Annotated in this window: 23 protein-coding genes and 1 tRNA gene; 9 read left to right on the plus strand and 15 right to left on the minus strand. The window is 61.3% G+C overall.

From position 1 onward, the window contains the following. Window positions 1-49: 49 nt before the first annotated feature. The 4 genes from Q5Q88_RS01040 to Q5Q88_RS01055 all read right to left on the minus strand — a co-directional run bounded on the left by Q5Q88_RS01040 (window position 50) and on the right by Q5Q88_RS01055 (window position 5527). A complete protein-coding gene (locus Q5Q88_RS01040) occupies window positions 50-895 on the minus strand; it encodes a LamG domain-containing protein (protein WP_302741262.1) in 846 nt (281 codons plus the stop codon). A gap of 569 nt (window positions 896-1464) precedes the next feature. Next, entirely contained in the window at window positions 1465-3102 is a 1638-nt protein-coding gene (groL, locus tag Q5Q88_RS01045; protein WP_118652631.1) for a chaperonin GroEL, read from the minus strand. 121 nt (window positions 3103-3223) lie between these two features. Then, the gene (groES, locus tag Q5Q88_RS01050; protein WP_118652629.1) at window positions 3224-3511 is read right to left on the minus strand and encodes a co-chaperone GroES; all 288 of its coding nucleotides are present in this window, start codon (window positions 3509-3511) and stop codon (window positions 3224-3226) included. Between the two features lie 366 nt (window positions 3512-3877). Further along, window positions 3878-5527, minus strand: coding sequence for an amidohydrolase (locus Q5Q88_RS01055; protein WP_302741302.1), 1650 nt, complete (start codon window positions 5525-5527; stop codon window positions 3878-3880). Between the two features lie 650 nt (window positions 5528-6177). Between Q5Q88_RS01055 and Q5Q88_RS01060 the strand changes: the two genes are divergently transcribed. The 8 genes from Q5Q88_RS01060 to Q5Q88_RS01095 all read left to right on the plus strand — a co-directional run bounded on the left by Q5Q88_RS01060 (window position 6178) and on the right by Q5Q88_RS01095 (window position 13805). Further along, a complete protein-coding gene (locus Q5Q88_RS01060; protein WP_302741266.1) occupies window positions 6178-7458 on the plus strand; it encodes a tyrosine recombinase XerC in 1281 nt (426 codons plus the stop codon). A 68-nt stretch (window positions 7459-7526) separates the two neighbouring features. After that, on the plus strand, window positions 7527-8282 hold the full coding sequence (locus Q5Q88_RS01065; protein ID WP_302741267.1) for a hypothetical protein: 756 nt from the start codon (window positions 7527-7529) through the stop codon (window positions 8280-8282). A gap of 84 nt (window positions 8283-8366) precedes the next feature. Then, entirely contained in the window at window positions 8367-8681 is a 315-nt protein-coding gene (locus tag Q5Q88_RS01070) for a hypothetical protein (protein WP_302741269.1), read from the plus strand. Continuing rightward, window positions 8669-9541 carry a DnaB-like helicase C-terminal domain-containing protein gene (locus Q5Q88_RS01075; protein ID WP_302741271.1) on the plus strand — a complete coding sequence of 291 codons (873 nt, stop codon included), beginning with the start codon at window positions 8669-8671 and terminating at the stop codon, window positions 9539-9541. Before Q5Q88_RS01070 ends, Q5Q88_RS01075 begins: the two co-directional genes overlap by 13 nt. 196 nt (window positions 9542-9737) lie before the next feature. Continuing rightward, window positions 9738-10070: a hypothetical protein gene (locus tag Q5Q88_RS01080; protein ID WP_302741273.1), complete on the plus strand. Its 333-nt coding sequence runs from the start codon at window positions 9738-9740 to the stop codon at window positions 10068-10070. Beyond that, a complete protein-coding gene (locus Q5Q88_RS01085) occupies window positions 10067-10513 on the plus strand; it encodes a hypothetical protein (protein ID WP_302741275.1) in 447 nt (148 codons plus the stop codon). Before Q5Q88_RS01080 ends, Q5Q88_RS01085 begins: the two co-directional genes overlap by 4 nt. After that, window positions 10510-11952 (plus strand): hypothetical protein, encoded by a 1443-nt coding sequence (locus Q5Q88_RS01090; protein ID WP_302741277.1) that lies wholly within the window; start codon window positions 10510-10512, stop codon window positions 11950-11952. Before Q5Q88_RS01085 ends, Q5Q88_RS01090 begins: the two co-directional genes overlap by 4 nt. After that, window positions 11949-13805 carry a type IV secretory system conjugative DNA transfer family protein gene (locus tag Q5Q88_RS01095; protein WP_302741279.1) on the plus strand — a complete coding sequence of 619 codons (1857 nt, stop codon included), beginning with the start codon at window positions 11949-11951 and terminating at the stop codon, window positions 13803-13805. The genes Q5Q88_RS01090 and Q5Q88_RS01095 overlap by 4 nt, the downstream gene beginning before the upstream one ends. 300 nt (window positions 13806-14105) lie before the next feature. On the opposite strand, the gene Q5Q88_RS01100 is transcribed toward Q5Q88_RS01095, so the two are convergent. After that, complete coding sequence (locus Q5Q88_RS01100; protein WP_302741281.1) at window positions 14106-14342, minus strand: hypothetical protein; 237 nt, start codon at window positions 14340-14342, stop codon at window positions 14106-14108. 51 nt (window positions 14343-14393) lie between these two features. Further along, complete coding sequence (locus Q5Q88_RS01105; RefSeq protein ID WP_302741282.1) at window positions 14394-14714, minus strand: DUF2958 domain-containing protein; 321 nt, start codon at window positions 14712-14714, stop codon at window positions 14394-14396. Between the two features lie 291 nt (window positions 14715-15005). Here Q5Q88_RS01105 and Q5Q88_RS01110 point away from each other — a divergent pair, with 291 nt between their 5' ends. Beyond that, window positions 15006-15329 carry a hypothetical protein gene (locus Q5Q88_RS01110; protein WP_302741284.1) on the plus strand — a complete coding sequence of 108 codons (324 nt, stop codon included), beginning with the start codon at window positions 15006-15008 and terminating at the stop codon, window positions 15327-15329. Here the strand turns inward: Q5Q88_RS01110 and Q5Q88_RS01115 are convergent. From Q5Q88_RS01115 to Q5Q88_RS01155, 9 genes are all read right to left on the minus strand, one after another. Further along, window positions 15326-17095 carry a DUF262 domain-containing protein gene (locus Q5Q88_RS01115; RefSeq protein ID WP_302741286.1) on the minus strand — a complete coding sequence of 590 codons (1770 nt, stop codon included), beginning with the start codon at window positions 17093-17095 and terminating at the stop codon, window positions 15326-15328. The genes Q5Q88_RS01110 and Q5Q88_RS01115 overlap by 4 nt on opposite strands. Window positions 17096-17100: 5 nt before the next feature. Continuing rightward, window positions 17101-19890 carry a DNA methyltransferase gene (locus Q5Q88_RS01120; protein ID WP_302741288.1) on the minus strand — a complete coding sequence of 930 codons (2790 nt, stop codon included), beginning with the start codon at window positions 19888-19890 and terminating at the stop codon, window positions 17101-17103. Between the two features lie 280 nt (window positions 19891-20170). Continuing rightward, window positions 20171-20246, minus strand: a tRNA-Thr gene (locus Q5Q88_RS01125). Between the two features lie 228 nt (window positions 20247-20474). Next, the gene (locus Q5Q88_RS01130; RefSeq protein WP_302741289.1) at window positions 20475-21284 is read right to left on the minus strand and encodes a purine-nucleoside phosphorylase; all 810 of its coding nucleotides are present in this window, start codon (window positions 21282-21284) and stop codon (window positions 20475-20477) included. 188 nt (window positions 21285-21472) lie between these two features. Then, window positions 21473-22582: a hypothetical protein gene (locus tag Q5Q88_RS01135; RefSeq protein ID WP_118652623.1), complete on the minus strand. Its 1110-nt coding sequence runs from the start codon at window positions 22580-22582 to the stop codon at window positions 21473-21475. 31 nt (window positions 22583-22613) lie between these two features. Further along, window positions 22614-23699: an isocitrate/isopropylmalate dehydrogenase family protein gene (locus tag Q5Q88_RS01140; protein WP_294122018.1), complete on the minus strand. Its 1086-nt coding sequence runs from the start codon at window positions 23697-23699 to the stop codon at window positions 22614-22616. 3 nt (window positions 23700-23702) lie between these two features. Continuing rightward, on the minus strand, window positions 23703-24398 hold the full coding sequence (locus tag Q5Q88_RS01145) for a hypothetical protein (RefSeq protein ID WP_302741290.1): 696 nt from the start codon (window positions 24396-24398) through the stop codon (window positions 23703-23705). A 59-nt stretch (window positions 24399-24457) separates the two neighbouring features. Beyond that, the gene (locus Q5Q88_RS01150; protein ID WP_302741291.1) at window positions 24458-24874 is read right to left on the minus strand and encodes a hypothetical protein; all 417 of its coding nucleotides are present in this window, start codon (window positions 24872-24874) and stop codon (window positions 24458-24460) included. Between the two features lie 6 nt (window positions 24875-24880). Then, window positions 24881-25996, minus strand: a complete 1116-nt coding sequence (locus tag Q5Q88_RS01155) for an NAD(P)-dependent oxidoreductase (RefSeq protein WP_302741292.1) — start codon at window positions 25994-25996, stop codon at window positions 24881-24883. Window positions 25997-26016 lie beyond the last annotated feature (20 nt).

Raw genomic sequence — 26016 nt, forward strand, 5'->3', positions numbered from 1 at the left:
TGAGAGACTGGTACTCGGCAGCGTCCTTGGTAGAGGCGTCGTCGTAAAGCTATTGCGCAGCTTCGACATCGCGCGCGAGCTCGTCGGCGATGGTGATGTCGCCGTACGAGGCATAGAGCTGTTTGACCTGCTGCTCGGTCAGGACGGTATCGAAGACGCACAGCTCGTCGATTTTCCCTTGGAAGCGGGACATATCGTTGGGGTTCTTGTGCTCGCCGATGAGAAGGTCCATCATGCCAGCGGGCAACGTCTCGGTCCACGTACCGGAACCGTTCTTCTCGCCGTTCACATAGAGCGTGACATTCTTGGGATCGCCCGTCTTGGTGAGAACGAGATGCTCCCAACTTCCGCGCTTGGGATCCGAACCCAAGCTGCTGTCTACCTTGCCAACAAAGGAAACGAACTCACCATCGGCACGCTGGTACAGAAGCGTGCGCCCCTCGCCTGTAAACTGGAGAATGGCGGTCTTGGCGCCAGGCGCGCTGTCCTCCGACTTCAGCCACATGGAGATGCTGTACACCTTTTGCGAGTCGACCGCCTGGGCAACCTTGACGTCAAAATCCTTGCTCTTATCGGCCAAGTTGAGCGAATTGCCGAGCGCGGTCATATCGCTCGCCTCGACCTTTGCGCCCTCGCCGCTTACCGTCAGCTTGAGGTCCTTCTTGGTGCCCTCGTTGACGTAGGTGCCGTCCTCGCCCTTCTTTTCAAACGACCAGTAACCTTGGGCGGTCTGAGGCGTCACCGTTTGGTCGGCGATCGCCGGAGGAGCCGCAAACACGCACGTCGCCGTGACAGCCGCGCCCGCGAGCGCGTAGGCGATCACATGACGCGGGCGCCTCAAGACGTTGCGAAATAACGGACGCCCCGCCATCTCGAAGCTCTGCCTTCTTCCCATCTGTCTCCCATCAACCTTGCTGCATGCGCAGCCCAGCATATCCGGCCCAATGTAACGAACATTTTCGAACATTATGTCCGCATTTCGATTAACGGTCGGTAATTCCATCGCAACGGTAGGTTGAAATGGAGGGAGTTTATTGTGTTGGAATTAATGGTGTTTTAAATCAAGGCAGCACATGGGGAATGCGCAACAAGAGATAGATGCGCGACATTAGATTGTTCAAACCAATCGAACATCTTCAAACACATAGAACCCCCTCTCCATGTCAAGAGGAGGGCATCTCGTGAATCGTTCGCCTACCATTCTGTCGAGTATACTGGACAAGACGATCCCGTTTAAAATGCCGACGAACATGACGAAGCCGCCCCGTTCTCGAGCAGCGATGCGCAAGATGTAGGGCAGAACGCATAGACCCTAAAGCACCCTCCCCCACCACAGCCCATACAAGGCCGTAAACGCAGGAATCCCCCGGCGGATCCCAAAGCGCGACTTCTGAGCGGCATTGCCGCGAAGCTGAGCGCGTGGGACCGCCGGGGGATTCCGGTGGGAGTTTTAGGCCTTACGGCTTAGTACATGCCACCGCCCTGGGCACCCGCGGTAGCAGCCGCGATGGCATCCTCGAGCTGGGTGTTCTTCGGCACGTCGGTGACGGTGGCCTCGGTGATGAGGATGAGGCTCGCCACGGAGGCGGCGTTCTGCAGGGTGGTGCGGGTGACCTTGACCGGGTCGAGCACGCCCATGTCGATCATGTTGCCCCACTCGCCGTTGGCGGAGTTCAGGCCCTCGCCCGCGGGGAGCTCGGAAACCTTGTCCACGATGACGGCGCCCTCGTAACCGGCGTTCTTGGCAATGGTGGCCACGGGAGCGGTCAGCGCCTTCTTGATGATGTCGATACCGATCTGCTCCTCGGGGTCGGAGACCTCGAGACCCTCAAGCGCGGGCAGGGCGTCCATGAAGGCGACACCGCCGCCAGCGACGATGCCCTCCTCAACGGCCGCGCGGGTAGCCTGCAGGGCGTCCTCGACGCGGTGCTTGATCTCCTTGAGCTCGGTCTCGGTAGCGGCACCGACCTTGATGACGGCAACGCCGCCGGAGAGCTTGGCAAGGCGCTCCTGGAGCTTCTCACGGTCGAACTCGGAGTCGGTGTGCTCCATCTCGCCCTTGATGGCGGCAACGCGATCGGCGATGGCGTCCTTGGAGCCGGCACCGTCGACGATGGTGGTGTTGTCCTTGGTGATGGTCACGCTCTTGGCGGTACCGAGCATGTCGGCGGTGATGTCGGCGACCTTGATGCCGAGCTCGTCAAGGGCAGCCTGGCCACCGGTAAGGACGGCGATGTCCTCGAGCATGCGCTTGCGACGGTCACCGTAACCAGGAGCCTTCACGGCGCAGACGTTGAGAGCGCCGCGGATCTTGTTCAGGACGAGCGTGGGCAGAGCCTCGCCGTCGATGTCCTCGGCAATGATGAGCAGACCCTTGCCGGCGCGGGAGACGGCCTCGAGCACAGGCATGATGTCCTGCACGTTGGAGATCTTCTGGTCGGTGATGAGGATGTAAGGATCCTTCATCACGGCCTCCATGCGGTCGTTGTCCGTGACGAAGTACGCGGAGACGTAGCCCTTATCGAACTGCATGCCCTCGACGGTGTCGATGGTGATATCGAAGGTCTGGGAGTCCTCGACGGTGATGACGCCGTCCTTGCCCACGACATCCATGGCGTCGGCAATCTTGGCGCCGACCTCGGGGTCGCCGGCGGAGATGGTGCCGACGGACGCGATCTGCTCCTTGGTCTCGACCGGCTTGGCGAGGGCCTTCATCTCGGCGACGGCGGCGTTGACAGCCTTGTCGATACCACGACGGATGGCGAGCGGGTTGGCGCCGGCTGCGACGTTCTTGAGGCCGTCGTTGACGATGGCCTGGGCCAGCAGCGTGGCGGTGGTGGTGCCGTCACCCACGGTGTCGTTGGTCTTGGTGGCAACCTCCTTCACCAGCTGAGCGCCCATGTTCTCGATGTTATCCTCGAGCTCGATCTCCTTGGCGACGGAGACGCCGTCGTTGGTGATGGTGGGAGCGCCGAAGGAGCGCTGCAGTGCCACATAGCGGCCCTTGGGGCCCATGGTAACGGTCACGGCGTCTGCCAGGGTGTTGACGCCCTTGGCGAGCTTGGCGCGAGCGTCAGAGTCGAACGTAATGTTCTTTGCCATTGTTCAATCCTCCAAATGAGTGAAGTTGGATGCCGCCTGCGGCTGAGTCGCGCGCCGCAGCGGCGAGAACGAGTACCACGCCTCAATTTAGGGACAGGCACTAAATTGAGGTCCGGAGATGCTACTCGACGACGGCGTAGATGTCGTCGGCGCGCATGAGGAGGTAGTCCTCACCGTCGACCTTGATCTCGTTGCCACCGAACTTGCCGTAGATGACAACATCGCCCTCGTGAACGTCGAGCGGCAGGCGCTCGCCCTTGTCGTTGAGCTTGCCGGCGCCCACGGCGACGACGGTGCCGCGCTGCGGCTTCTCCTGGGCGTTGCTGGCGATGTACAGACCAGAAGCGGTCTTCTGCTCAGCAGCGTCGGGCTTGATCAGAACGCGATCTGCAAGCGGCTTCAAAGACATGTTCGTCTCCTCCTTTGCTGGCACCCCGGCTCCACGCCAAGGCCCATGCGGTTTATGTACGCGATGAATAGTACCCAGCTTCCAGAAGTTATACAACACGACTTCAAAAAATCTTATAAACCGGCACTTAGATTTCCTGAGCGCTCATTGGGTATCGCAAAGACGCGATCGAGCATCGATTGCTTTCCGGACGTCTGAAGGCGTTTTAGGACATTTTGACCCCATTTCCGGACATTGTCCGCAAATGTCCGGAAACGGGACGTGGATGTCCGCAAAGGCGTGCATCTTGCCGATGAACCCCAGTTGCCCACCGCTAGCTAACCGTTCACGAGCATGGACAATCCATGCAGAACACCTCGGCAACCGCTACCGCTCGTAGACCCGTTGACCACCCACGTAGGTGACAAGCACCTGCGCAGATTGGATCTCCTCCGGGTCGCACACGGTGATGTCGCGGTCCAGCACTACGAAGTCAGCCAGGTAGCCGGGCGCAATTTGACCGAGCTCGTGCTCGCGGCCCACCGCCGCGGCGCTGCCTGCAGTGTAGATGCGCAGCGCGTCTGCGGCACTGATGCGCTCGCTCGGCAGCCAGCCGCCCGAAGGTTCATGGGTAAACGGATCCTGACGCGTAACGGCACAATAGAGCACATCCATGCTGGTCACGGCCGTGATGGGTGAATCAGTGCCAAAAGCTTGCTCAACGCCACGCGCTGTGTACGTCGCGAATGGCCACATGATGCGGCTGCGTTCGGGGCCGAGGTCGCGCTCGGGACCACCCGGGTCGAGGGTGATGTGCCCAGGTTGCGAGCTTGCCAGCACGCCAAGATCTGCCAGGCGGTCGATGTCCTCGGGCAGGAGGTTCTCTAGGTGCTCAAGGGTGTTGCGGCCCTGCATAGAAGCACCGTACCAAGCCAGCGCCTCCTCAAAGATGTCGAGGGCCTCGTGAATGGCGCGGTCACCGATGGTGTGAATGCGCACGGAATGACCGCGCTCGGCAGCCGCCAGCACCAGCTCGCGCATATGGTCCGTGGGCACCGTGGGACGCCCACAGTCGCCGTCGAAGCGCGCGTTCGTGTAGGGCTCGGTCAGCCACGCGGTATGTTGGCTGCTCACGCCGTCGAAGAACTGTTTGAAACCCGGGGCACGCAGCAACGGGAACTCATCACCCGCGTAACGGTCCTGCAGATCCTCCAGGCGCGACTGGTCGTCGAGCAGCGTGGGGTACATATGCACGCGCAAGGTGAGTTTGCCCTCGCGCGAGAGTTTCTCGTATACGTCGTCGCGAATGAAATCGCAGCCGGGGTGCGGCATGAGGGCCATATCGCAGATCGATGTGATTCCCTGCTCCGCCATGCGAGTCATCTGGTCCTCGTAGGCGCGGGCGATGTCGTCCTCGGTGAGCCACTCAAGGCACCGCGGGAGCAGCTCCATGGCAGCAGCCTCGCGGATGATGCCCGTGAGTTCGCCGTTCTCGTCGCGGTCGTAGCTGCCGCCTTGCGGGGGCACGGAATCGCGGGTCACGCCGAGGGCCTCGAGGGCGCAGGTGTTCATCCACAGCGTATGGCCATCACCCGAGTACATAACGCACGGGCGGGTGGGAAATGCCTCATCGAGCGAGCGCTTGGTGGGCGGTACGGGCGGATCCCAACGGTAATCGCGCCAGCCCTGCGTGACCACCCAGGCGTGATTGGGCAGCCCAGCGGCGAACTCGACGGTGCGCGCCACGAGTTCAGCCTCGCTTTCGCCCATGTGCATGAGCAAGTACGGGGATGCTCCAAGTGCCGTGTGGAAGAAGTGCAGGTGGGCATCGTGGAATCCGGGGCAGATGAAGGCATCGCCGAAGTCGAGCACCGGCGTGCCCGGCGCGCAGGCGGCGATGACATCTGCGGGCGTTCCCATGAACTCGATGCGATCGCCCACAACGGCAAACGCCAGGGGGCGAGCCGCGTCATCACCCACCGCGCTCGTAAAGACCCGCTTGGACGTAACGATGTAATCGACGTGCCCAAACCCCATCACATGCTCCCCTCAAAAGGCGTTGCCATCTAGGCAAGATTGTTGAACCTGCGCCGCAAAAGCACAAGACATAGTTACGAGAGGCAGGCTCGATGGTGTTCGTGAGACCTGATGCTGAATGAATCCCTTGAAGTAAAATGTCATAACTTTTGATGCATCTTTCCGTCTTCTACGCTCTTCCGCCACCTGTGGTTTTACAGCCATCTCACCGCACTCTTATTGTTGCAGCAGATATAGCAATTTACTTCAAGGGATTTTTTCATCATCAACCACAGAATCAATCCGAAAACGCGCTTTAGCATTTCGCCCAGCACCGATGACTTGTACGCATACAAAAACAGGTCAGATGCACGAAGCATCTGACCTGCTGATTTCGATGGAGCCAGCGACCGGGCTCGAACCGGTGACCCCCGCTTTACGAGAACATGAAGAAGTACGTTAACTGGTATTTCTTGTTTTTACCACTATTATTATTTCTGCACGTAAATTAGTGTTTTTGTCAGATTTGCAGTTAATGATTAGATTTTCGTTTCACCCGTTTTTCACCCCGTAGTGGAGTTGCAGGGGTGAAAGTTTTGGGGTACGCTCGGGGGCGAGGCCGCAAAGCCCCGCCCCCGAGCGTACCCCAAACATTGACCAGAGGGCACATCATGGAATACAGGATTAAAGACAGCGCCAAAGGCTACGCCGAGCCGATTAAGAGCAGGCCCGGTTCCTTCAGACTTTACTTCTCTCTCGGCAAAGACCCGAGCACAGGCAAATACCTTAGAAGCCCCAAGCGCACATATCACTGTAAGAGCAAGAATCCCAAGAACTGGAAGTCCGAGTGCGACAAAGCGCTTGAGGCTTATAAGGACGAGCTTCTGGGCACTTCCCGCTCCTCTGATCTTCCGCTGACTGTATCTGGTTATGCAGAGGAGTTCCACAGGCTCCGCAAGGACGAGATGAAGTCCCCCCTTTCACACAATCGTGAAAACTACGACATCCGACATATCCGTGAGTTGTTTGGAGACATGCCACTCAAAGCATTACGCCCCGACGATATACGGAGGGCATACGCGAACGCTCGCGATACTGGTCGTTTCTCAGAAAGCGAACTGCACCGCATTCATGTAAAGCTTCGTCAGATCATGGAGTGCGCAGTTGATGACGAGATAATCAATCGCAATCCGTGTCGAAAAGTTAAGGCCCCGAAGATGGACCTTAAGCCACGTGAGACGCTGGAAATATCTCAGCTCCCCGACTTCTATAACCGCCTTCTTGCAGAACCAATGTCTCCGGCAACCGTGTGCACGATGCTCCTATTCCACCTTGGACTTCGCAAGGGGGAGGCACTTGGCATGTCGTGGAACGATTACAGCCCCAGCGATGACAAGATCCGCATCAGATGGCAATACACCAACGATAAGCAGCTTCGCCCGCCGAAGTCCGACATGAGCAACCGTGACCTCGCCGTTAATCCATCTCTCAAGGAATACCTTGAGAGATGGAGAACCCTACAAGCATCCGAGCTTGACCAACTCGGCCTGAAACAGACTGGCGATACTCCCATCGTCCATTCCATCGGACTTGAGAAGGTCATCGCCGGAAGACTGCCGTACGTCACCCGCATGGATGGGCACAACTTCGGGCGCTGGTTCAGGAACTATTGCGTCGATAACGGTTACGGACAGTTTGAAACGGTAACCCGCACCTTCGCCCGCGACGGAAAGACAATCCAGCGCGGAAAAGACTATGTTGGCCTAACCCCGCATGGTCTTCGTCATACGGTAGCAACGGTTTTCGCAGCTGAAGGCACTGACGTAAAAACGATTCAGGCATGGCTCGGCCATGCCAGCGCAACCACGACCCTCAACATGTACGTGCGAGCAGTTGAAGAAAACAATCGCGCGGCGGCTGGGCTATTCGACTCCCTTGTCCGTAAATCCTAAATCTGTAACCTTATTCGTGTTATTCGTAACATATATCGTGTTATAATTTATTTGACGAAGGGAGATCCATGCTTTTCAACTCACCTAAACGCATTAAACGCTCCGTTGATATGAGTGAAGAAACAGATTATTTTGTAGACCGTTATCGCGATCTGCTCAGCAAACTCGGCACGACCGTTTCGCGTGGTGCTGTCATTGATTCCGTCCTGCCCTCCCTGCTTTCGCTTAATCCTAAACAGGCAGTCAAGCTTTCTCAGATAGTCGAACGCGAGGGCAAGTTAAGCCAGTCCCTCTATGAGTCTACGCCGGAGTCTGAGGAGCTCGCCCGCAACGAACTCAGCAAAGAAGTCGAGACGTGGGCACGGCTTAAATCCATCCTCGATGTCCTCAGCGATGGCCTTACCCCCATCCAACCCATGGTAAAAATCCCCATGGCTGGCGATATGTCCATTCTTGTTCCCGATGATCCCCGCAACTGGATTGTCGCCAACCCCATGGACGCACCCTTTGCAGACGAGGCAACCATTGTGGAAGTGCGCAACGGCAAAATCTATGGAGTGCCACACTTCGTTGTTTTTCATTCCGGCGACGTCTCCGCCGAGGTGATCGACGAGATCGTGACTCGCGCGTTCCCGAAGTTCGAAGCAATCCTCAATAAACGCGTCGACCCTCACTACGACGCTGAGGGCAATTTCCTCAATCTCGCCGAATGGGACGCATCTCCCGCGATTGGTCGTTTCCCCGCCATGCCTCATAACCCCGTTCTTGGCAATCCCTATGGGATTGAGATTATCGACGAGGGCGGTAAGGGGGCGAAGAATTAGCCCTCTGTAGCATCGGCGCCCGCCCTCCCTCTCGAATCTTGGCGGATGACGAGGGAGGACGAGCTAACCATTAAGGATAGTAGCATGACTACACCACCTGACGGCATGGCCCTCGCCATAGCCGCGCCCCCTTCTGACCTTCCAACGACGGTCATCCCTCACTCGCAAAGCAACGACACTGCGATCACCGGAACAATCGTCCCAGTCATCCTCGGACGTGAGCGCCTTCTCGGCGTGCCCGAGATATGCGAGATCACCGGCTTCTGCAACGTGACCGCCGCGCGCCTCATCAAGGAGAGCGGATGCGGAATCAAAGTCCACAGCCGCCTGTTCGTACTTGAGTCCAGCTTCTTCAATTACCTGCATCGCTTGGAGGTGACCGAGCCGTGCAGCCTGTAACCTCCCCCATCCCACAGCTTGAATTCGAGGATGCCGCTCTTGATAAGCATCTTGGCCTAATTTCGATGGACAGGCCCAAAATCGTATTTGACTTTGGGCCTGCAAACAGGCTTCTCGGTGGAATATATCCTTGCCAGATGACCGCCTTTGGTGCCAGCCCCGGCGCAGGGAAAACCACCTTGATGGGCCAACTTGCCGACGGGGTCGCAGCAAGCGGCAACCCCGTCCTCTTCATCACGGAAGAACTTCCGGCACATAAGCTTGTCTGCAAGAGCCTTGTGCGCCTGAGCAAGGGAACTCTCACTCTTGGAGATATCCCCGAGAACGTTGCCGCCGACACAACCTCTTTAGCTGCATTTGAGGCGGCGGTCGGGTGCTACCGCGCCACCATCGCCCCCAACATCAGCTACGCTTCAGTCTCCTCTGTCGCAGACATCGGACGGCTTGTCGGAGAGTGCATCCACGCTTGCGGGAAAACCCCAGTCGTTTTCATCGACTACCTCCAGCTATTGGCAACGAAGTCGGCTGCGCCATTCGCTGATGAACGCCTCGCTATAAATGACTGTGTTGCTCAACTCCGCGCGGTCTGCAACACCTACGGCACTTCTTTGTACGTTGCGAGCAGCGTATCTCGCGAGTTCTACGGCTCGAAACCGCCTTCTCTCAAGATGTTCGGAGGCGCATCTACCGTCGAGTACTCCTTCGACAACGCCCTCTACCTGCATGAGGACAAAGAGCGCTGCGATGTTTTCAACCGCAAGGCGCTGAAGCTCACCGCGATCAAGGCACGTTACCGCGCTCTGGACTCCGTGCCCCTAACCTTCGACGGAGCGCACGCCGTCTTCCATGAGGTGATTTAGAAATGCGCGGGGACCCGCGCAACCAGCACTCAAACGGCAGGATGGGCCCAGAGGAGCGCGCCGTCACCATGGCGTGCTCCGCCTCTTTCGGGACGTCTCCGTCTGCCGAGACCTGCTGTCGAGCGACCTCATACGTCCCTATTTCCGCATACAAGATTTTGAGGCTACCTACTGAGGTAGCAGATGGAGGCCATCAATGAACGCATTGATCCCATACACGCTGTCAGCGTTGACGCTCGACAGCTACTGCCACCGGGCAATCGCCCCCATTTCAGAAGAGAGTCACAGGTTTCTTATCCCCTCTACCAACCTGCCAGCCTTCGGTGATAGCAGTAATGGCTCTGAACCGCACTCCATATCCGCCCGCAATCCTAAATACAAGTCGTTGGAACTTTGCGAGGGAGAGCATGGGGGGAGCGACCGCATCGCTCTTCTCCTCGACATACAAAGCCCCATGAAGGGCAAGCGCTGCAACCTCCTAACAGCCCTCGCCCCCATCCACTGTCTTGAGAAGGGCGGTGCCCAGTGACGCGCAAGCAAACCGTTGTGACGTCCGTTCGCATGACCCCGCATCTGAAGGGGCGCATTCAGTCCTACTGCGCCGCCAACGACCTCAAGGAGGCCGACGCCATCCGCGACCTGCTTGAGAAGGGACTCGCCTGCGAATCCCTCTCAGTGTTCGCCACCCCCGTGGGTGGCCTCATCCGCGACGTGATCGAGGCGGAGTTCAACCTCCTTCGCGCTGAGATGGAGGAAAGCTCCGATCGCCTTGAGAACAGGGTCGCCAAGGTCGCGAGCCGTGGGACCAAGGCGAGCATCGCCACGCAGGCGCTGCTCACCGACGTGTCGCGCGCCATCATCCCCGCTTGGCACGACACCCCCGGCGAGGAGCTATGGTCGCACTACTCCCGCATCGGCGGGGAGGTCCAGTCCGGCATCCCCTACCTCGAGGCGAAGGCGGGCACGCCGTGACGGGCTCGTCGATCATCGTCAACAACAGGGTCGCCCTCGCGGGCACGGCGTCCCACGCCGCCGTCGGGGCGACCCGTCTGCTCTACATCGCCAACCGCCCGGGAGCCGTGAAACTGAAATCCGAGGACGACCTTCGCGTGGAGCGCGAGAACGCCCTCATGGCCCAGCTCGGCTACATCGGGTTCCGCCCCGGCTCGGTCGCCGAGCGCAACGCGGGCCACGCGCTCTTCGACGCCAGCGGCATTCCGGAGCGCATCAAGGTACAGCGCGAGCTGCTGGCAACCTCCTCCGCAGTCATCACGAGCGTCATCAGCGTGAGGAACGAAGACGCCGAGCGCCTCGGCCTCCTGACCAAGCAGCAGTGGGAGCGCGCCGTCCGCGCGGCGTGGCCGAGGTACGTCGAATCCCTCGGAGTCATCGCGCCCGAGGACATACGGTACGTCTGCGCCATGCACGTGTCGCAGACAAGCCGCCACGTCCACATCCTGACATGGGACCAATCGGGTGCCTTCAACCGGCTCCTGCCGAAGGAGAAGATGGTCGCGGCAAACGAGGAGCTGGCCCGCCAAATCCTCAAGCCCCTTCGCGAGCCGGTCAACATGCTTCGCACGGAGGCGAGAGACGCGCTTGTCGATGCCGTCAAGGAGGCGGTCCTCAAAGACGCAGCCCTCAAGGAGAGGGTTGCCGCCGCGCTCCCCGCCACGGGCTCGCTCAAATACGGCGTCCTCGCCCGAAGGCATCCCGGCGCGCGCGATGAAGTCGACGCCGCGGTCGCCCACGTCGTAAGCGAAAACCGCGATGCCCGAGCCCTGCAAAGCCAGTGGAGGGAGGCGGTCATGCGGCACGCCGAGCTGAAGGGGCTCAAGGGGGCGGCCCTTGAGGCCCACGTCTCCGCAGCGGAATCCGACCTGAGGACGCGCCTCGGGAACGCCGCCGTCGCGGCGGCGAGGCAGGGTCCTGCCACCGAGCGCCTTACCAAACGCGAGGCGCAGGCGGAATCCGAGCCCTTGCTCTCCCCCGAAATGAGACGCAGGGAGCGGGCGCTGGTCGAGGAAGCCTCCTCGCTCCTCGGGGAGAAGGAGTCGGACTCCATCTTCGACGCCCTCCGCAGCGGCAAGTGGTCGCAGCGCCACACCGCACTCATCGAGCGCCTGCCGAGCGCTAAGGCCCTGCTCCGCATATCGCCGAGCGTTCCTAGGGCGCTGAGGGGACTTGCCTCCATCATCGCGAGGGCGGCAATGGGACCCGCAAGCTCCCGAGGGCGACAGGACCTGAGCGAGCAGGCGGGCAGGCAGTCGATGCGCATGCTCTGCCTCCTCGCCCGCGTCGTTATTTTCGGTTTCCTGAAGCATCGCACCGCAAGCACGCACCCGACACCCAAGCACGTAGACACCCAAACGGTTCGCAAGGCGAGCACCTTACGGAAAGGAACGTCATGAAGACTTACAACAAGCTCCCCCGCCCATTGCCCGATTTCGCCATCGCGCTCACGGGATTCGCCATCGCCGCCCTCGGCTTCTGGACGGCGGCATGGCCCTCGTTGCGCGAGGACGTTTCCGCAAACGCCAACTCCATTGCGAGCACCTTCGGCCTCGGCCCCGTCGATGTGGACTTCGTCCTCGCGCTGCTCCTCAGCGCTGGCTCCATCGCCCTCGCAGCCACCATCGCGCTGTCGAGCTACCGTGGATTCCACAACGGCGCTTGGGCGGGCCCCAAGCCGAGCCCGGACCGCTCGTACGGAAACGCGCGCATCATCAGCTCGCCGCTCACCCTCCAACGTCGATTCAAGGTGTGGAAGCGCGGGGCGAAGTCCCAGCCCGGTCTCGTCGTCGGCGGCATCGGAACCTCCCGGAACCGCCTTCTCATCGCGCCCATCCAAAACGCGCTCATCGTCGGCGGCACCGGATCTGGAAAAACGACCTCGGTCTTGGCACCGTCCCAAATCGCCCTCATCGAGTCGGAGACGCCCGTCTCCACCTTCACCCTGGATCCCAAGGGTGAGCTTTATTCTCTCACTGCGCGCCACGCCGAAAAGAACGGCGCAAAGGTGGTTATGATCGACTTCTCCGATTCGAGGACCTCCGACGGATGGCTGCCCCTTCAGCCAGCCATAGACTGCGCCAAGGGCGTCAATGGCCGGTGCCCCGACGAGATGCCCGCCGAAATCCGCATCCTCGCCTCGACGCTCATCCCCGACCGCCATGAGTCCTCGCCCATCTGGACCAACGCGGCGCGCATCCTCTTCTCCGGGCTCAGCGCGTTCGTCGCATCGAGCGAAAGGGTTCCGGACGAATGTCGCAACCTGTCCACCGTCGCCGCGCTCGCGTCCATGCCTCAAGAGACCCTCCAGAAGATCACCGAGGAGCTCCCCATCGGCTCGAGCGCGCGGCAGCAGCTCTCCGCCGTGGCGTTCGCCCCCGCAGAGACGTTCGGCGGCTTCGCGACCAACCTCAACGCCGCGCTCGACCCTTACGCCGACCCGTCCGTCAGCCCGATGCTCTCCAATTCCGACTACCGCCCCGAGGACTTCGCCAAGGGTCGCGTGTGCCTTTACGTCAAATTCAACGGCGGGAGCACCGCGCTCGACGCCCTTGTCGCCACCTTCGTTTCCCAAACGCTGGAGACCCTGCGCCGCGTCGCGGAGAGGGAATGCGGCGGTCGTCTCCCCCATCCCGTCTACTGCCTCTTCGAGGAGTTCGCGCAGCTGCCCAAAATCGACGGAATGCAGAAACACGTCTCGATCGTCCGTGGGGCGGGCGTCAGGATGGCCTTCGTGGCGCAGGACCGCTCCCAGATCGAATCCGTCTACCGCAGCGAGGCCCCCGCGATCTTCAACAACCTCGACACGACCCTCTTCCTCGCCTCGAACGACCTCAAGACATGCAAACACTACTCCGAGGCGCTTGGCTCTTACACAGTGGAGACGGTCCAGAACTCGCGCACGCGCGGCGCGAACACGGGCTCATCGACCCAGTCCCGCACGCTCCACGAGGCGCGCCTGTTCCGCCCCGAGGACCTTGCGAAGTGGGATTGGCACGCCGGACACCTCATCATCGACCGTGGCGACGTCTACGCCTGCTCGTCGCTCCCGCTTTCAAAGACGTTCGCCGGCGACCTCATCGGGCTTGGGGGCGACGAAGCGGATGCCGCGAAGCTCGCGCAGATGAGGCCCGAACGCCCCGTCAAGAACCTCAGGCCCGCGCCGGTCTGGACATGGCAGGGCGACGACGAGGCGACTTTCGGCGAGATAGCGGCTGCTATTTCCGGAGTCGGCGACCCGCGTTTCATGTGACGACGCCGAGATTGCATGTAGTTGACCCCACCATGGGTTTCGACGGGTTCGTAGTCTGCATCCAGCGATTACCGCGCTTGCGTATACACGCGTGAATCGGCGCTGGTAGCCTGTCTACCAGCGCCGACGGGCGGCAGGCTTGCCTGACGGCCCGACGCGTGCAACCGCGTTCCTTATCCTGCTCGCCGACGTTCAACGGCGGCGAAGCGCGCGCAAGGCGAGTGGGACAACGGCAATGGACCACCGCATCCGAACCGGAACGGGCATCGGGGCCCGCGAGGGGCCCGATGCCCGAAACCTCTACAGCTCAACCCACCCCTCGGAGCGCAGCGGGTCGCGGACCGCGTCGCGCTCCGTGTCGTAGACGAACCCACTGAGGCCGAAGGCGAGCACGCCGTCGAGCAGACCCATGGCCTCGGCGGGGTCGTCGCTCTCCCCATAGGCGATGCCGTCGCGCAAGACGCTTCTGTATGAGTGGAGCAGGCCCCTCTCATAGACGACGTAACGGCCGCTCTTCTTTTCCAACTTCACTTCCATTCACCCTTCCCCTGTGACGGGCGGGGCCGCATCGGCCCCGCCCACCCGTTCCTAACGCCTGGCCTCGCTCACAGGAACGGGCTCGAACAGCACGTCGCGCTCGACCACGTTGAAGCCGCGCGAGCGGTTCACCGCCTCCATCTCGGGGATGGAGAAGTAGCCCCATTCGTCAGCGAAGCCCTCGACGAGGCCGAACGCCTCGCCCGTGGCGGGGTCGTACTCGGTCACGTACCACGTCCACGCGCTCACGCTGCTAAATAGCTTCACGCGGGCGATGGGATCCCCCTCGTCCTCGGTCGCGTACAGTGGCGGCACCGTCGCCGCCACCTCCTTTGGCATGAGCTCCTGCATCTCGGTCTCCTTTCCGGCCATGTCGGCCAATCCTCTCCGCCTCGCAGGCAGAAGCCGTAGGCGCTGCTTGCCGCGCCTATGGCTTCTTTCCTGAAGCCACGAGCTGGAGCCCGCACGGGTCAAGGGAGCTGCACGGCAACCTCCACCAACCGGAGCGAAGCGCAGGTTTGTGCGGGGTTCCGTGCGGCCCCTTGACGCGCGCGGGCGGAGGCTCCACCGGGAGCGGCCGCGACACGGCCTCCCCTGCGGGCATGCATGCCTCGGCAGCGTCCGGACGAAGGCCTACAATCGCCCCGAAGGGAAGTGATTGGGTTGTTCAAGGGAAGGGACCTGTCAGGCACGTGCGGGATACCGCGCGAATGCGACCGAGTCTACGTGGGGGTCGAGTGTCCGCCGAAGGGCCTCAACGACGAAGTCGATGTGCCCAAAAGGCTCATATGGCCCGACGGAAGGAGCTGGCCCATAAAGTCAACCGCCCGCCACGTGACGCACGGGCGGGCGGTGTTCGGCAACCTCGTTGAGAGGTTCGACGTCTTCATGGGTCACACGGGCGAGCTCAAGACGATATGGCGTCAGGACGGGCGCTGGTTCGTCGGGAAACCCAGCGGAGGAATCGCGCGCCCGAAGAGACGCTAAAGCCTCTCGAAGCCCCTCCTTATCAGCTTTGCCATGAGAATACGCCTCCTATAGAGAAAGCGCTCGTAGTCAAGCCCCTCGAACTCGATAGGGAGGGCGTGTTCCTCGCAGGTGCGCTCGTAGGCGTCGTATCCGAGCTTCTGCTTGAACCTCGGCACGTAGTCGAGTGGGGAGTCGTCTGAGATCTCGATGTTGGTGCCGTAGTCCACTAGAGCGAAGTTCGCACGTGCGCTGCGCTTCTCTTTCTGTCCAATGGACTTGAGGTAGTTGTCCGGGAATAGGTGATGTTTGTCGAGCGCCTTCTTCGTGCCCGACGCGCTCGGCAGCAGAAGTTGGGAGAGCGGGGTCGTGCCGAACAGAGACTTGCAGCCGAGGACGACTTGCGCCGCCACGAACCCGTTCCACGTGGGGCCAACGGCATCGTTTGCGTCGAGGTCGTTCGGCAGGGTGATCGAGAAGTAGTCGTCCGTGAGGAGCGAGGCGACCGACCGCTCGAAGTACTTTTGGAAATCATCCGCCTCACCCAATTGCGAGATCTCGGTCAACTGGCGCTCGAAGGCGGTCTCGAAGCCCCCGACGTAATACGAGGTGATGGAGCACGCGAAGAACCACCTGCGCATGAGGCGGCTGATCTCGCCGTGCTTCATCCCGAACTCGCGCTTGCCGATGAGATAGAAGGCGTAGGTGAAGAACAGCGCATTCGCCGAGCTGATCTGGCTGGGCGCGACGTAGCCCGCCTCACCCAGAAGGTTGATGAACGAGTGCCAATTGTTGAGATCGAGCACCTGGTCGAGGGCGACGCCGAAGCGCTCGAAGTTCTCGGCACGGGTCTGCGCGCTCGTCTCCTTGGTCTTGAGGTCCTTGCCCCTCAGGATCTGATAGGCATAGCGAAGCCTGCCGCGCTTGAAACCGACCGCCACCGCCGTCCTGATGACGCTGGTCGGGGAGACAGCGATGAGTTGGTTGTAGGAAGTGCCGCCCATGGGGATGCGGCTGTCTGCGCAGAAGCGCTCGATGCGCTCCCTCATGGCTGGCTCATACACCGACAGGAGCGTCATGATGAAGTCGTCCTGTTTCAACGCCTGTCCCTGAGAGTTCACGCGGACGAATATGTCGGACACGGTCTCCTCGTCGGCGTCAGCGGTTATCCTGAGGACCGGCAACAGGTACCTTTCGAGGCCGAGGAGGGCGGTGAGGCCCCTCTCGATGGCGTCCTCGGCGGGGTCGTCGAGCTCGGGCTCGCCCTTCTTCACGTTTGACTCGTTGAGCGCCTTGATGAACGCGCGTCTGTAGGAGCTGAACGCGTTTTCCCGGTTCGCCCCGAACACGTCCGAAACGCACGACACGAACCTCGGGTCCCTATCAGTCGATGCATCGGCCACCTTGAACTCAGCCGTCACCGGGTTATAGGCGATTCTGATGGGCCGCGAGCCGAACGAGCTGTCCCTCACCTCGACGCCGTAGAAAACCGCGAGCAGGGCGGTGAGGCGCTGCTGCCCATCGATAACGAGCTCCTTGGGGACGGCGTAGACCTTCTCGTTGTCACCGATCTGCGACTTCTTCGACACATCGTCGGCAGGCGGCTCCCATAGCATCACGTACCCGATGGGATAGCCCTTCAACATGGAGTCGAGAAGATCCCTAACCTTGTCGTTCTTCCACACGAACGGCCTCTGCAGGTCGGGCAGGCCGATCTTTCCCGTGATGACGTCCTTGAGGACGTTGCCAACCTCAAGGGTGATGGGGTTGTAAATCGAGTTCGCCACGGGTGCTACGCTCCAGTCTTCTCTGCATACAGCTTGAACAGGTGCGCGACTATCTTCTCCTCGTCGCCGTTGAAATCGACGCCGTAGGCAGCTTCAACAGCCGCGTCGAGCTCGCGATGGGCGCGCATGAGGTCAGGGAAGAACGCTTCGTTGTCCGGGCTATACATCTCGGCAAGCGTCGCCCCTTGCTGCGCTTCGCGCACATCCAATACGGCCCGTGCGCGCTGTTCCACCTCTTCTCTAACTTTGTCCGAGGGCTCCGGCCAAATGAAGTTGTTGTACACAATGGTGTTCGAGTACTGATAGTCGCTTTTCAATCGTCCAGCAACTTGCCTCATCCATGCGTTGTGAAATTGGCTTGCGATAATCCCGAAGTCATATATTACTGCGCCCTCAACGAAGAAGAGCTTGTTCCCCGGGATGGTTCCATCAGTTATGTAGCCAACTGGAACATACCTCCTCCTACCGGATGAGACTTGAGGAACAGCCAGATAGGCCCCTTCCTGCGGCACCTTCAGCTCATCGAATTCCCAAGGCTTCTCAGCTCTTTTGCGCGTACCGGCACGAGGAGATGCGGCGCGTCGAGAACGAACTTCTTCGAATCTATCCTTGATTCGAGATGGTAGCTTACTGAGCTCCACCCCAGACACACCCGCAAACCAAAGGCAGTAACGCCGGACGCCCTTAATGAATTCTGCGCCCATGGAAAACGGCCTGATGTACTTCCGCATCTCCGGGTAGTCCCTCTGAAGCTGGCTGGCTTCCTCTTCATCGAGCGTCAAGAATCCCCAGTCGCCAGCACCACCGCCCCTGGACATCCCCGGAACGTTGCATACAGGGCGAGAGCTCTTTGCAACAAATACGTTGGGAGCATCTGCGAGGTATCCGTTAATATGATTTGCCTTTCTCCCCCCTAGCGCATCGAATATCAATGGCGAAACATTGTCTTGCCGGGAAAAGCCAACGACAACCACGTGCACATTCGCCTTATCGGAAGCCTCGGAGTTCCAGACGAAAGTCTTATGGGCAAAATCGATAGAGACTCCGTCCTCAAATAGAGGCCTCCACAGCGGCTCGACCTGCTGACCTTGGCATATGGAATTGGTGGACACGAAGGCGCAGCGCGTGTGCGATCCGCGCGTAAAATCCGCGGCCTTCCTGTACCAGCAGGCCACGTAGTCAAGGACGCCGCCAGACTTGCCGAAAATGTCGGCTCGGTCTCTCTTTTGGGCGTCGTTGAGGTTCGAGTAGCCGATGAACGGCGGGTTGCCGACGATGTAGTCCAGATCGGCGGCGGGTACGGCTTCGGCCCAATCGACGCGTAGCGAGTTGCCGTGGATGATGGTCCCGTACTCTTTGAGCGGCAGCTCGTCGTAGACGCGCTTGACAACCTTGGCGGTGTTGATGTCCGCCTGCTTCTCGGCGATCCACAGCGCCGTGCGCGCCACGCAGCAGGCGAAGTCGTTTACCTCGATGCCATGGAAGTTGGCGAGCGTCACCTTGACGGGGCTCTCCTCCTCCGCCTCCTCGAACGAGATCTCGGACTGCCCTCCGCGCTGCAGCTCCATGAGGACCGTGTTCTCCAGCCTGCGCAGGCACACGTAGGTCTCGGTGAGGAAGTTGCCCGACCCGCACGCGGGGTCGAGGAACGTGAGTCTCCCCAGCTTGTCGTGGTAGGCGCGCAGGGCTCGGGTGCGGGCGCTCGGGTTCTGCTTCGCGAGGATCTCGTCGAGCTCTTCCTTCAGCCCGTCTAGGAACAGCGGGTCGATGACCTTGTGGATGTTCTCGGGGCTCGTGTAGTGCATGCCGCCGGAACGGCGCGTGTCGTGGCTGAGCGCGCCCTCGAAAATGGAGCCAAAAACGGTGGGGTCCACGCCCGACCAGTCGAACTCCTGACAGCCGGAGACCAGGATCTCGTAATGAACCTGCTCGTTCAGCTGGGGTATCTGGATGCGCTCCCGGAACAGCCCGCCGTTCATGTAGGGGAAGCGGGCGAGGAGCTCGCTGGGGTACTCCTGCTTGCGAGCCTCGTCGTCGGTGTCGAGCCACCCGAAGAGCTCGATGAGCGCTCCGCGCAGGTGCACGCCATCGACAGAGGCAACGTAATCGCGGAAGAGCCCGGGCTCGATCAGCCCCGCGTCCTCGCAGAACATGAGGAACATGAGGCGGGTGCAAAGAACCGAGAGGGCGTGGTGGCTCTCCTCGCTGTCCGGGTCGTGGTACAGGCCCGCGATCTCGTTGTGGATCTGGCCCATGATGCGCCCCGCCTCGATGGAGACGGCGCGTTGGACGCTCCTAGGAGCTGACCCCCCCCCGTTGAGAAACTTGAGGGCGGGGAGGTTCTTGGGGAGTTCCTCCAGCTCGAGGCGCAGGTACTCGTCACCGGTGCACAAGGGGTTGACGTTGCGGTCGTACACGCGGATCTCGCGGAAGTTACAAGCGATGACGTAGCGGGGCTGCTGGTTGAGCGGCAAGCCGGCGGCGTAGCCCCTGCCCTGCTCGGCGGGAGTGACCTCGCGTCCCTGACGGACCTCCTTCTTGTCGAGGTCGATGCCTCTGCCCTTCATCTCCACGAGCGCGCTGGCGCTGGGGATGAGGACGTCGATGTAGCCCGCGTGGGACGAGCCGGAGTCGGTGTGCACGGGAACCTCGAACTTCAGACGCTCGATTGCGTCTTCGACTCCCAGCACGTTCTGAAACAGGTCGATCCAGTAGGAGCGGCCCTCCTGCGTCTCGTCGCCCCTGCCCGCCCAGCGCTTGGCGAACGCCTCGGCATCTGCCTTAGACCCTGCCATGGTTACCTCCGTAATACTGTCCTGACTCAATTCTAAAGCAGGAAACATGTAGCACGGTTTTCAACCCTTCCCACAGCCTACGGGCAGGATGCAAAGCCCTTCGGCCGTGGAAAGCGTTGAAAACCGCTTTCCAGAGATGAAGGACATGTGAATCCGAGAATTCCCGAAAAATTGCCTTAGAAAAATATTTCACCCCCATTTCACCCCTCCTGAGGGCAACAGAGGTGCTGGAAAACAAAACAGGTCAGAGGATTTATACCCTCTGACCTGCTGATTTCAATGGAGCCAGCGACCGGGCTCGAACCGGTGACCCCCGCTTTACGAGAGCGGTGCTCTGCCAACTGAGCTACGCTGGCGGTTCCATGCGCGATACGGCATGACCATACCGACGGTTGTTTATAGTACGTGGAAACCGTCGGCGACGCAAGCCCCCAGTGCCGCTTCCTAGAAAAATCTGCCATTGCATTGCAAGTCACGAATACGGCGCAGGAAGTGTCGAGACCAGCCGACCCGCATCAGTGGCAAGCAGGCCCAAAGCCTAGGACACACACTGGAGGCAAACCGCACCGCGACCCGGGGAAACGCTACATGCGTGCGAGCACACCGAGGGCGAGTGCCTGCATGGCATCAGCGGCGGCATCCGCCGCCTCGAGCACTTCGGCATGCCCACCACCCGGACAACCCGCTTTATTGGTCACGAGCGTGATGCCGAGCACCTCCATGCCCAGCGCACGTGCCATAATCGTCTCGCACACCGTGGACATACCCACGTAATCGGCACCGAGCGCACCCAGCATACGGATCTCTGCCGGCGTCTCATAGTTGGGACCCAGCAAGCCGGCATACGCACCTTCCGCGAGTTCCATTCCCAGCTCCGCCGCCGCCTCGCGCGCCAAGCCGGAGAGATACGAAGAATACGCGCCCGCCATGGAAACGAAGGGGCTATCGAGTCCGGCTGCCGCGACGCCGGCGGGCGTTGCAAGCGGATTGCGCCCCGTGAGGTTCAGCTGGTCGCTAATGATGCCGACCGTTCCCGGAGCGATGTCGCCAACCGCGCCCGAAGCACAGCTCAAGACAATGCTGCGGCATCCCAGTTTATGGGCATGACGAACCAGGGACGTCACCTGAAGGGCATCGTATCCTTGATACATATGAACACGGCCGGGGTACACGACCACTGGAACGCCATCGAGCTCACCCACGAGCACCGTGAAACGATGGCCCTCAACGGGAATCGCCTCGGGGGGAAATCCGTCGATGTCGCTGTACGGGATATGACGCACAACGCGCACCCGCTCACCCAAAGAGCCAAGGCCGCTGCCCAACACAATCGCAACGGGATGCTCCATGGTGGGCTTGCAATGTGCCGTCATCTTCTCAAACGTCTCGCTCATGAGTCGTCCTTTCTTCTTACCCGGTGAACGCGCGGGGACCATGGGTGCATGATCTGAACCGCGATCTTGCAGTCGTGCGATCACCTTGGGAACCATATGCCCAGCATAGCAAGATGCCCGGCGGCCGCCTCGGGCAAACCCGTGAGCGGCGCACCGGGCATCCGGGCGGTCATATGGAGGCTCTACATCTAAGCGAACAGACCATAGAGCGTGATATTCGCCTTGGCAAACAGGCCATTTACGTACGCGGTCCAATCCTGGTTGGCGCTAGAGGCCTCAGTCGCATAATCCTGATACGCGGCGGCGTAGGCCTTCTGCGCCTGCTCATAGGTGGCAGTCTGGCCGTCAAAGTCGTCCCCACTAAACGCCGTAGCGTACGTACCGTCGGAGTCGGCCCACGCACCAGCCTCCTCATCCCATTCATCTCCCGCGAGGTCGAGGATATAGGCGGCGTAGTCGGCGGTCGCCGTCGTGCTATCGCCGTCCGCCGGCTCCTCGGGCGCAGTTGGAGCGGCGGGAGCATTCTTCACGATGGTGCCGTAGAGCTTTTGAATGGTCGCCTGCTGACGAACGATATCCTGGGCCTGCTCCTCCGTGACCTGATACTGGCTCGCAATCGTCTCGAAATCGGAGGTGCCCAGGGACTGCTCGGCAGCCGCGGCGAGCTCGGAGTCGTCGACGGTCAGACCCTGCTTCTCAGCTGCCGCAAGGAGCACCTGGTTGCGGGCATAGGAGAGGATGACCTCGGCAGAGGGCGCAGGGTAGGTGTCGTCATCGCCCTTGACGCTATCGAGGCTGTACTGGCTCTCGATGGCCTCGCGGGCAGAGACCTTGTGGGTGCCGCCGTCGATGGTCCAGGCGGCGACGGTGGTGTCGAGCTGGTCTTCGGTGAGCGTGGCGGAACCCGTCCCCTTCTGGCCGAATCCACCCGAGCCAATCACATAGCCCACGATGGCGGCGGCGACCACGGCAATAACGGCTAGGGCGATATAGAGCTTATGACGCTTACCCGGACCGCCCGCAGATCCATTCGTTGTGGAGACGCCGTCGGAATCCGCATCGAGCTCAACGTCCGCATCCTCATCGGCGGCATCGAGCAGCTCGGGGTCGGCTTCGAGCTCGCGCTCGGCCTCCGCCGCCGCGGTCTTGCCCGAGATGTCCTCTGCAGTCGGACCGTCGTGCAGCTCCACGAACGGACCATCCGCCTCCGGCTCCGGCCCCTCGCCCTGACCAATGACCTCGATGCCGTCAATGTACTCGTTATCTTCGGAATCGTCCTTCTTCATGACCAGACCCATGCGGTCCGCTCCCTTCTATCGATGCAATGTATTACGAAATATGCGCGATGACGGCGTCGGCGTACGCCTGCGTCCCCACGGCTCCCTCGGTGCTGCCGGTGAGCGCGCGCTGCACGTCACCCGTAACCTGCGTGCCCTCGGCAAGCGTGGCGCGAACGGCGGCGCGGATCTTCTCGGCGGCCTCGCCCTCTCCCAGATGATCGAGCATCATCGCGGCGGAGAGAATCTCAGCCGTGGGGTTGGCGATATCCTTGCCGGCGATATCGGGTGCGCTGCCATGCGTGGGCTCAAAGATGGCAGCCTCGGTGCCGATATTGGCACCCGGGGCCATGCCGAGGCCACCCACCAGGCCGGCGCACAGGTCGCTCACGATGTCACCGTAGAGGTTGAGGCACACGAGCACGTCGAAATCGTGCGGCTCCTGGACGAGGCCCATGCACGTCGCGTCGACGATCTTGTCGTTGAACTCGATATCGGGGTAGCGCTCGGCCACCTCGCGCGCGATGCGCAGGTACAGGCCGTCGGTCGCCTTCATGATGTTGGCCTTGTGCACGCACGTGACCTTCTTGCGGCCACAGCGACGGGCGTATTCGAAGGCGTATTCCACGATGCGCTTGCAGCGCGCGATGGAGATCGGCTTGATGGAGATGGCGGAATCGGGAGCGAACGTCTTCTGACCGGAGGCCTCTACGAGCTCGCTCAGCTTCTGCACCTCGAGAGCACCCTCGTCAAACTCGATGCCCGCATAGAGGTCCTCGGTGTTCTCACGTACGATAACAAGGTCGACGTCGCGGTAGCGCGAGCCGTCGCCGGGCTGCGACAGGCAGGGGCGCACACAGGCGTACAGGTCGAACTCCTTGCGCAGGGCGACGTTGACGCTGCGGAAACCCGTGCCCACGGGAGTGGTGATGGGCCCCTTGATGGCGACCTTGGTGGCGCGCACCGCCTCGAGGACGTGCTCGGGCAGCGGGGTGCCAAACTCATCCATCACACCGGCGCCGGCGTTCTGCACATTCCAATTGATCTGAACGCCAGTCGCCTCGACCACGCGGCGCATGGCGCTCGTGATCTCGGGGCCGATACCGTCACCGGGAATCAACACAACATCGTGGGCCATGGTCTACTCCTCGTCCTCATCGTCGGCTTCGCTCTTCTTGGCACGGGCCTTTTTCTGCGGGTTGTCGAGCTTGAAGCGCTTAACCAGCGCATCGTATATCTCGCGCGAGCGCACGCGCAGATAGCTCCCCTTGCCGTTCTCGGCATCGAACTGCAGGCGACCGGCGAGCTCGGCGGCGACGGTGCCGGCGATTTGCCCGTGTGCAAAGGCGAACAACAGGGCGAGCATGTCGCGGTACTCAAGGTCACCGTGGTAGCACTGGATCGCCTCGTCAATGATGGGCCAGACCTTCTCGGAACGACGGCGCTCCGTAGCGCCCCACACCGTCAGGAAACGGAAGGCGGACAAGCGTAGAGGGGCGGAGATCTCGTCGAACAGGGCCGACTCGGCACCCTCGTAGGCGGCTCCGCACTCCTTTGCGTGCTCGGGGGCGAGCAGGGTCAATGCGTCGAGAATCTCCCAACGGGTCTGAGCCTCCGGGCGGTACAGCGCGTCGATGAGCTGCTCAATGCAGGGCACAAGGAGTGCGGGGTCGCGCTGGGCGAGCAGGTTGACCACACGGGCGGCAAGCTGTCGCGTACGACGGCTCGAGCTCGACAGGTCCTCAATGAGGGCGGAGAGGGCGTCGGCGCTCCCCTCGACGCTTGCAAGGCGCGCGGCCTCCTCGGGGGTCAGTTCGACGGCGGAATCTTCTGCCATGTGCATACCTCGTATCTTTCTTATCCAACTAACGCGACACTATCAAAAGCGCAGAGCGCTTATTCACGGGTGGAAGCGCCCTTCTTGTCGACCGAGATGAGGTCGGGGCCCGCCTCGCCAGTCTTACGACGGCGACGATACGCCTCGCCGTTACCCTTCTCGGCAACCTTTCGATGACGGCGGTTGACATCCATAAAGTTATCAAGCCACTTCCAGGGACCGACGGACTCACCAAAACCCATCTTGAGCCCAGCGATTGCCCCCGCGAGCACACCCATGGCGCACACCTGGATAAGCGGTACCGCAACGAGGGTCACCAAGAGCACCACACCCACGAGCATCCCGAGATTGCAGAGCCAGTAGGCCTTGGCAGTGACGATGCGCTTGCCCCAGCCGTCTCCGAGCAAGAAGCCAATGTAGACGGCAAAGCCGAACACCAATACATTGACGATGGCGAATGCCCAATCTGCCGGCATCTTCACCTACTCCTCGTGGTGGCCGTGGCCGCACTGGCACTCGTGGCCCTCACCGTGGCCGTGACCCTCGCCGTGCCCATGGCCGCACTGGCACTCGTGGCCCTCACCGTGGCCGTGACCCTCGCCGCCGCAGCAGCACTCGTGGCCGTGCCCCTCGTGATCGTGATCGGAGCCGCAATCACAGCCCTCGTCGTGCTCGTGGGCTGCCGTGTAGAGCGACCAGTCCAGACCGGCGGCCACGGCATCCGCCTCCTCCTGGTACAGCAGGGTGATCGCCTGGGTGCCCATGCGCCCGCCACCGATCGCGTCGAGCATATCGTAGAGGGTGAAGGCGGTGTCGGCGCCGGGAAGCGCGAGTTCCTTCTCTTCGGCAACCGAGAGGGCAAGGCCCAGATCCTTGAGGAAGTGCTCCACCAGGAAACCGGGCTTGTAGTCACCATCGAGCGCCTTGGGGGCAAGAGCCATCATGGCACCGGTGCTACCGGTACCGGAGCAGATCATCTCGCGGACCTGCTCGACGTCGAGGTCGTTCTGCTGCGCGAAGGACAGCGCGTCGGCCATGCCCACCATGGAGCTGGCAAGTGCGACCTGGTTGGAGAGCTTTGCGGCCTGGCCCTTACCCGCGCCGCCAAAGCAGAAAATCTTGCTGGTGAAGGTCTCAAGCACCGCGCGAACGGGTTCGATGTCGCGCTCGGTCGCGCCCACGATGGCCGTGAGCGTACCGGCGATCGCGCCGCCCTCCCCTCCCGTCACGGGGCAGTCGAAGGCGTGCTTGCCGCAGACCTCGGCGGCCCCGGCGATATCGCGGGCGAGTTCGGGCGCGCTCGTGGTGAGGTCGATGAGGTACGCCCCATCCTTGGCGGTCGCAAGCAGGCCGTCGCCGGCGAGGTAGATCTCCTCAACATCGGTGGGGAAGCCGACCATGGTGAAGACGACATCTGCATCCTTGGCCGCCTCGGCCGGGGAATCCGCCCATGTGGCTCCCTTGGCAATGAGACCTTCTGCCTTGGTCTTGGTGCGGTTGAAAACGGTGAGCGGATAGCCGGCATCCATGATGTGGCCGGCAATGGGCGCGCCCATGATACCGGTACCAATGAACGCGACCTTGAGCTTCTTAGACATATCTCGACTCCTTCACAGGG

It is taken from the genome of uncultured Collinsella sp., assembly GCF_959026545.1.
Lineage (GTDB): Bacteria > Actinomycetota > Coriobacteriia > Coriobacteriales > Coriobacteriaceae > Collinsella.

Excerpts from the sequence above, each read along its gene's own strand:
- Q5Q88_RS01040 (WP_302741262.1), bottom strand. The coding sequence starts at position 895 with ATGGGAAGAAGGCAGAGCTTCGAGATGGCGGGGCGTCCGTTATTTCGC.
- groL (WP_118652631.1), bottom strand. The coding sequence starts at position 3,102 with ATGGCAAAGAACATTACGTTCGACTCTGACGCTCGCGCCAAGCTCGCC.
- groES (WP_118652629.1), bottom strand. The coding sequence starts at position 3,511 with ATGTCTTTGAAGCCGCTTGCAGATCGCGTTCTGATCAAGCCCGACGCT.
- Q5Q88_RS01055 (WP_302741302.1), bottom strand. The coding sequence starts at position 5,527 with ATGGGGTTTGGGCACGTCGATTACATCGTTACGTCCAAGCGGGTCTTT.
- Q5Q88_RS01060 (WP_302741266.1), top strand. The coding sequence starts at position 6,178 with ATGGAATACAGGATTAAAGACAGCGCCAAAGGCTACGCCGAGCCGATT.
- Q5Q88_RS01065 (WP_302741267.1), top strand. The coding sequence starts at position 7,527 with ATGCTTTTCAACTCACCTAAACGCATTAAACGCTCCGTTGATATGAGT.
- Q5Q88_RS01070 (WP_302741269.1), top strand. The coding sequence starts at position 8,367 with ATGACTACACCACCTGACGGCATGGCCCTCGCCATAGCCGCGCCCCCT.
- Q5Q88_RS01080 (WP_302741273.1), top strand. The coding sequence starts at position 9,738 with ATGAACGCATTGATCCCATACACGCTGTCAGCGTTGACGCTCGACAGC.
- Q5Q88_RS01095 (WP_302741279.1), top strand. The coding sequence starts at position 11,949 with ATGAAGACTTACAACAAGCTCCCCCGCCCATTGCCCGATTTCGCCATC.
- Q5Q88_RS01100 (WP_302741281.1), bottom strand. The coding sequence starts at position 14,342 with ATGGAAGTGAAGTTGGAAAAGAAGAGCGGCCGTTACGTCGTCTATGAG.
- Q5Q88_RS01105 (WP_302741282.1), bottom strand. The coding sequence starts at position 14,714 with ATGGCCGGAAAGGAGACCGAGATGCAGGAGCTCATGCCAAAGGAGGTG.
- Q5Q88_RS01120 (WP_302741288.1), bottom strand. The coding sequence starts at position 19,890 with ATGGCAGGGTCTAAGGCAGATGCCGAGGCGTTCGCCAAGCGCTGGGCG.
- Q5Q88_RS01130 (WP_302741289.1), bottom strand. The coding sequence starts at position 21,284 with ATGAGCGAGACGTTTGAGAAGATGACGGCACATTGCAAGCCCACCATG.
- Q5Q88_RS01135 (WP_118652623.1), bottom strand. The coding sequence starts at position 22,582 with ATGGGTCTGGTCATGAAGAAGGACGATTCCGAAGATAACGAGTACATT.
- Q5Q88_RS01140 (WP_294122018.1), bottom strand. The coding sequence starts at position 23,699 with ATGGCCCACGATGTTGTGTTGATTCCCGGTGACGGTATCGGCCCCGAG.
- Q5Q88_RS01145 (WP_302741290.1), bottom strand. The coding sequence starts at position 24,398 with ATGGCAGAAGATTCCGCCGTCGAACTGACCCCCGAGGAGGCCGCGCGC.
- Q5Q88_RS01150 (WP_302741291.1), bottom strand. The coding sequence starts at position 24,874 with ATGCCGGCAGATTGGGCATTCGCCATCGTCAATGTATTGGTGTTCGGC.
- Q5Q88_RS01155 (WP_302741292.1), bottom strand. The coding sequence starts at position 25,996 with ATGTCTAAGAAGCTCAAGGTCGCGTTCATTGGTACCGGTATCATGGGC.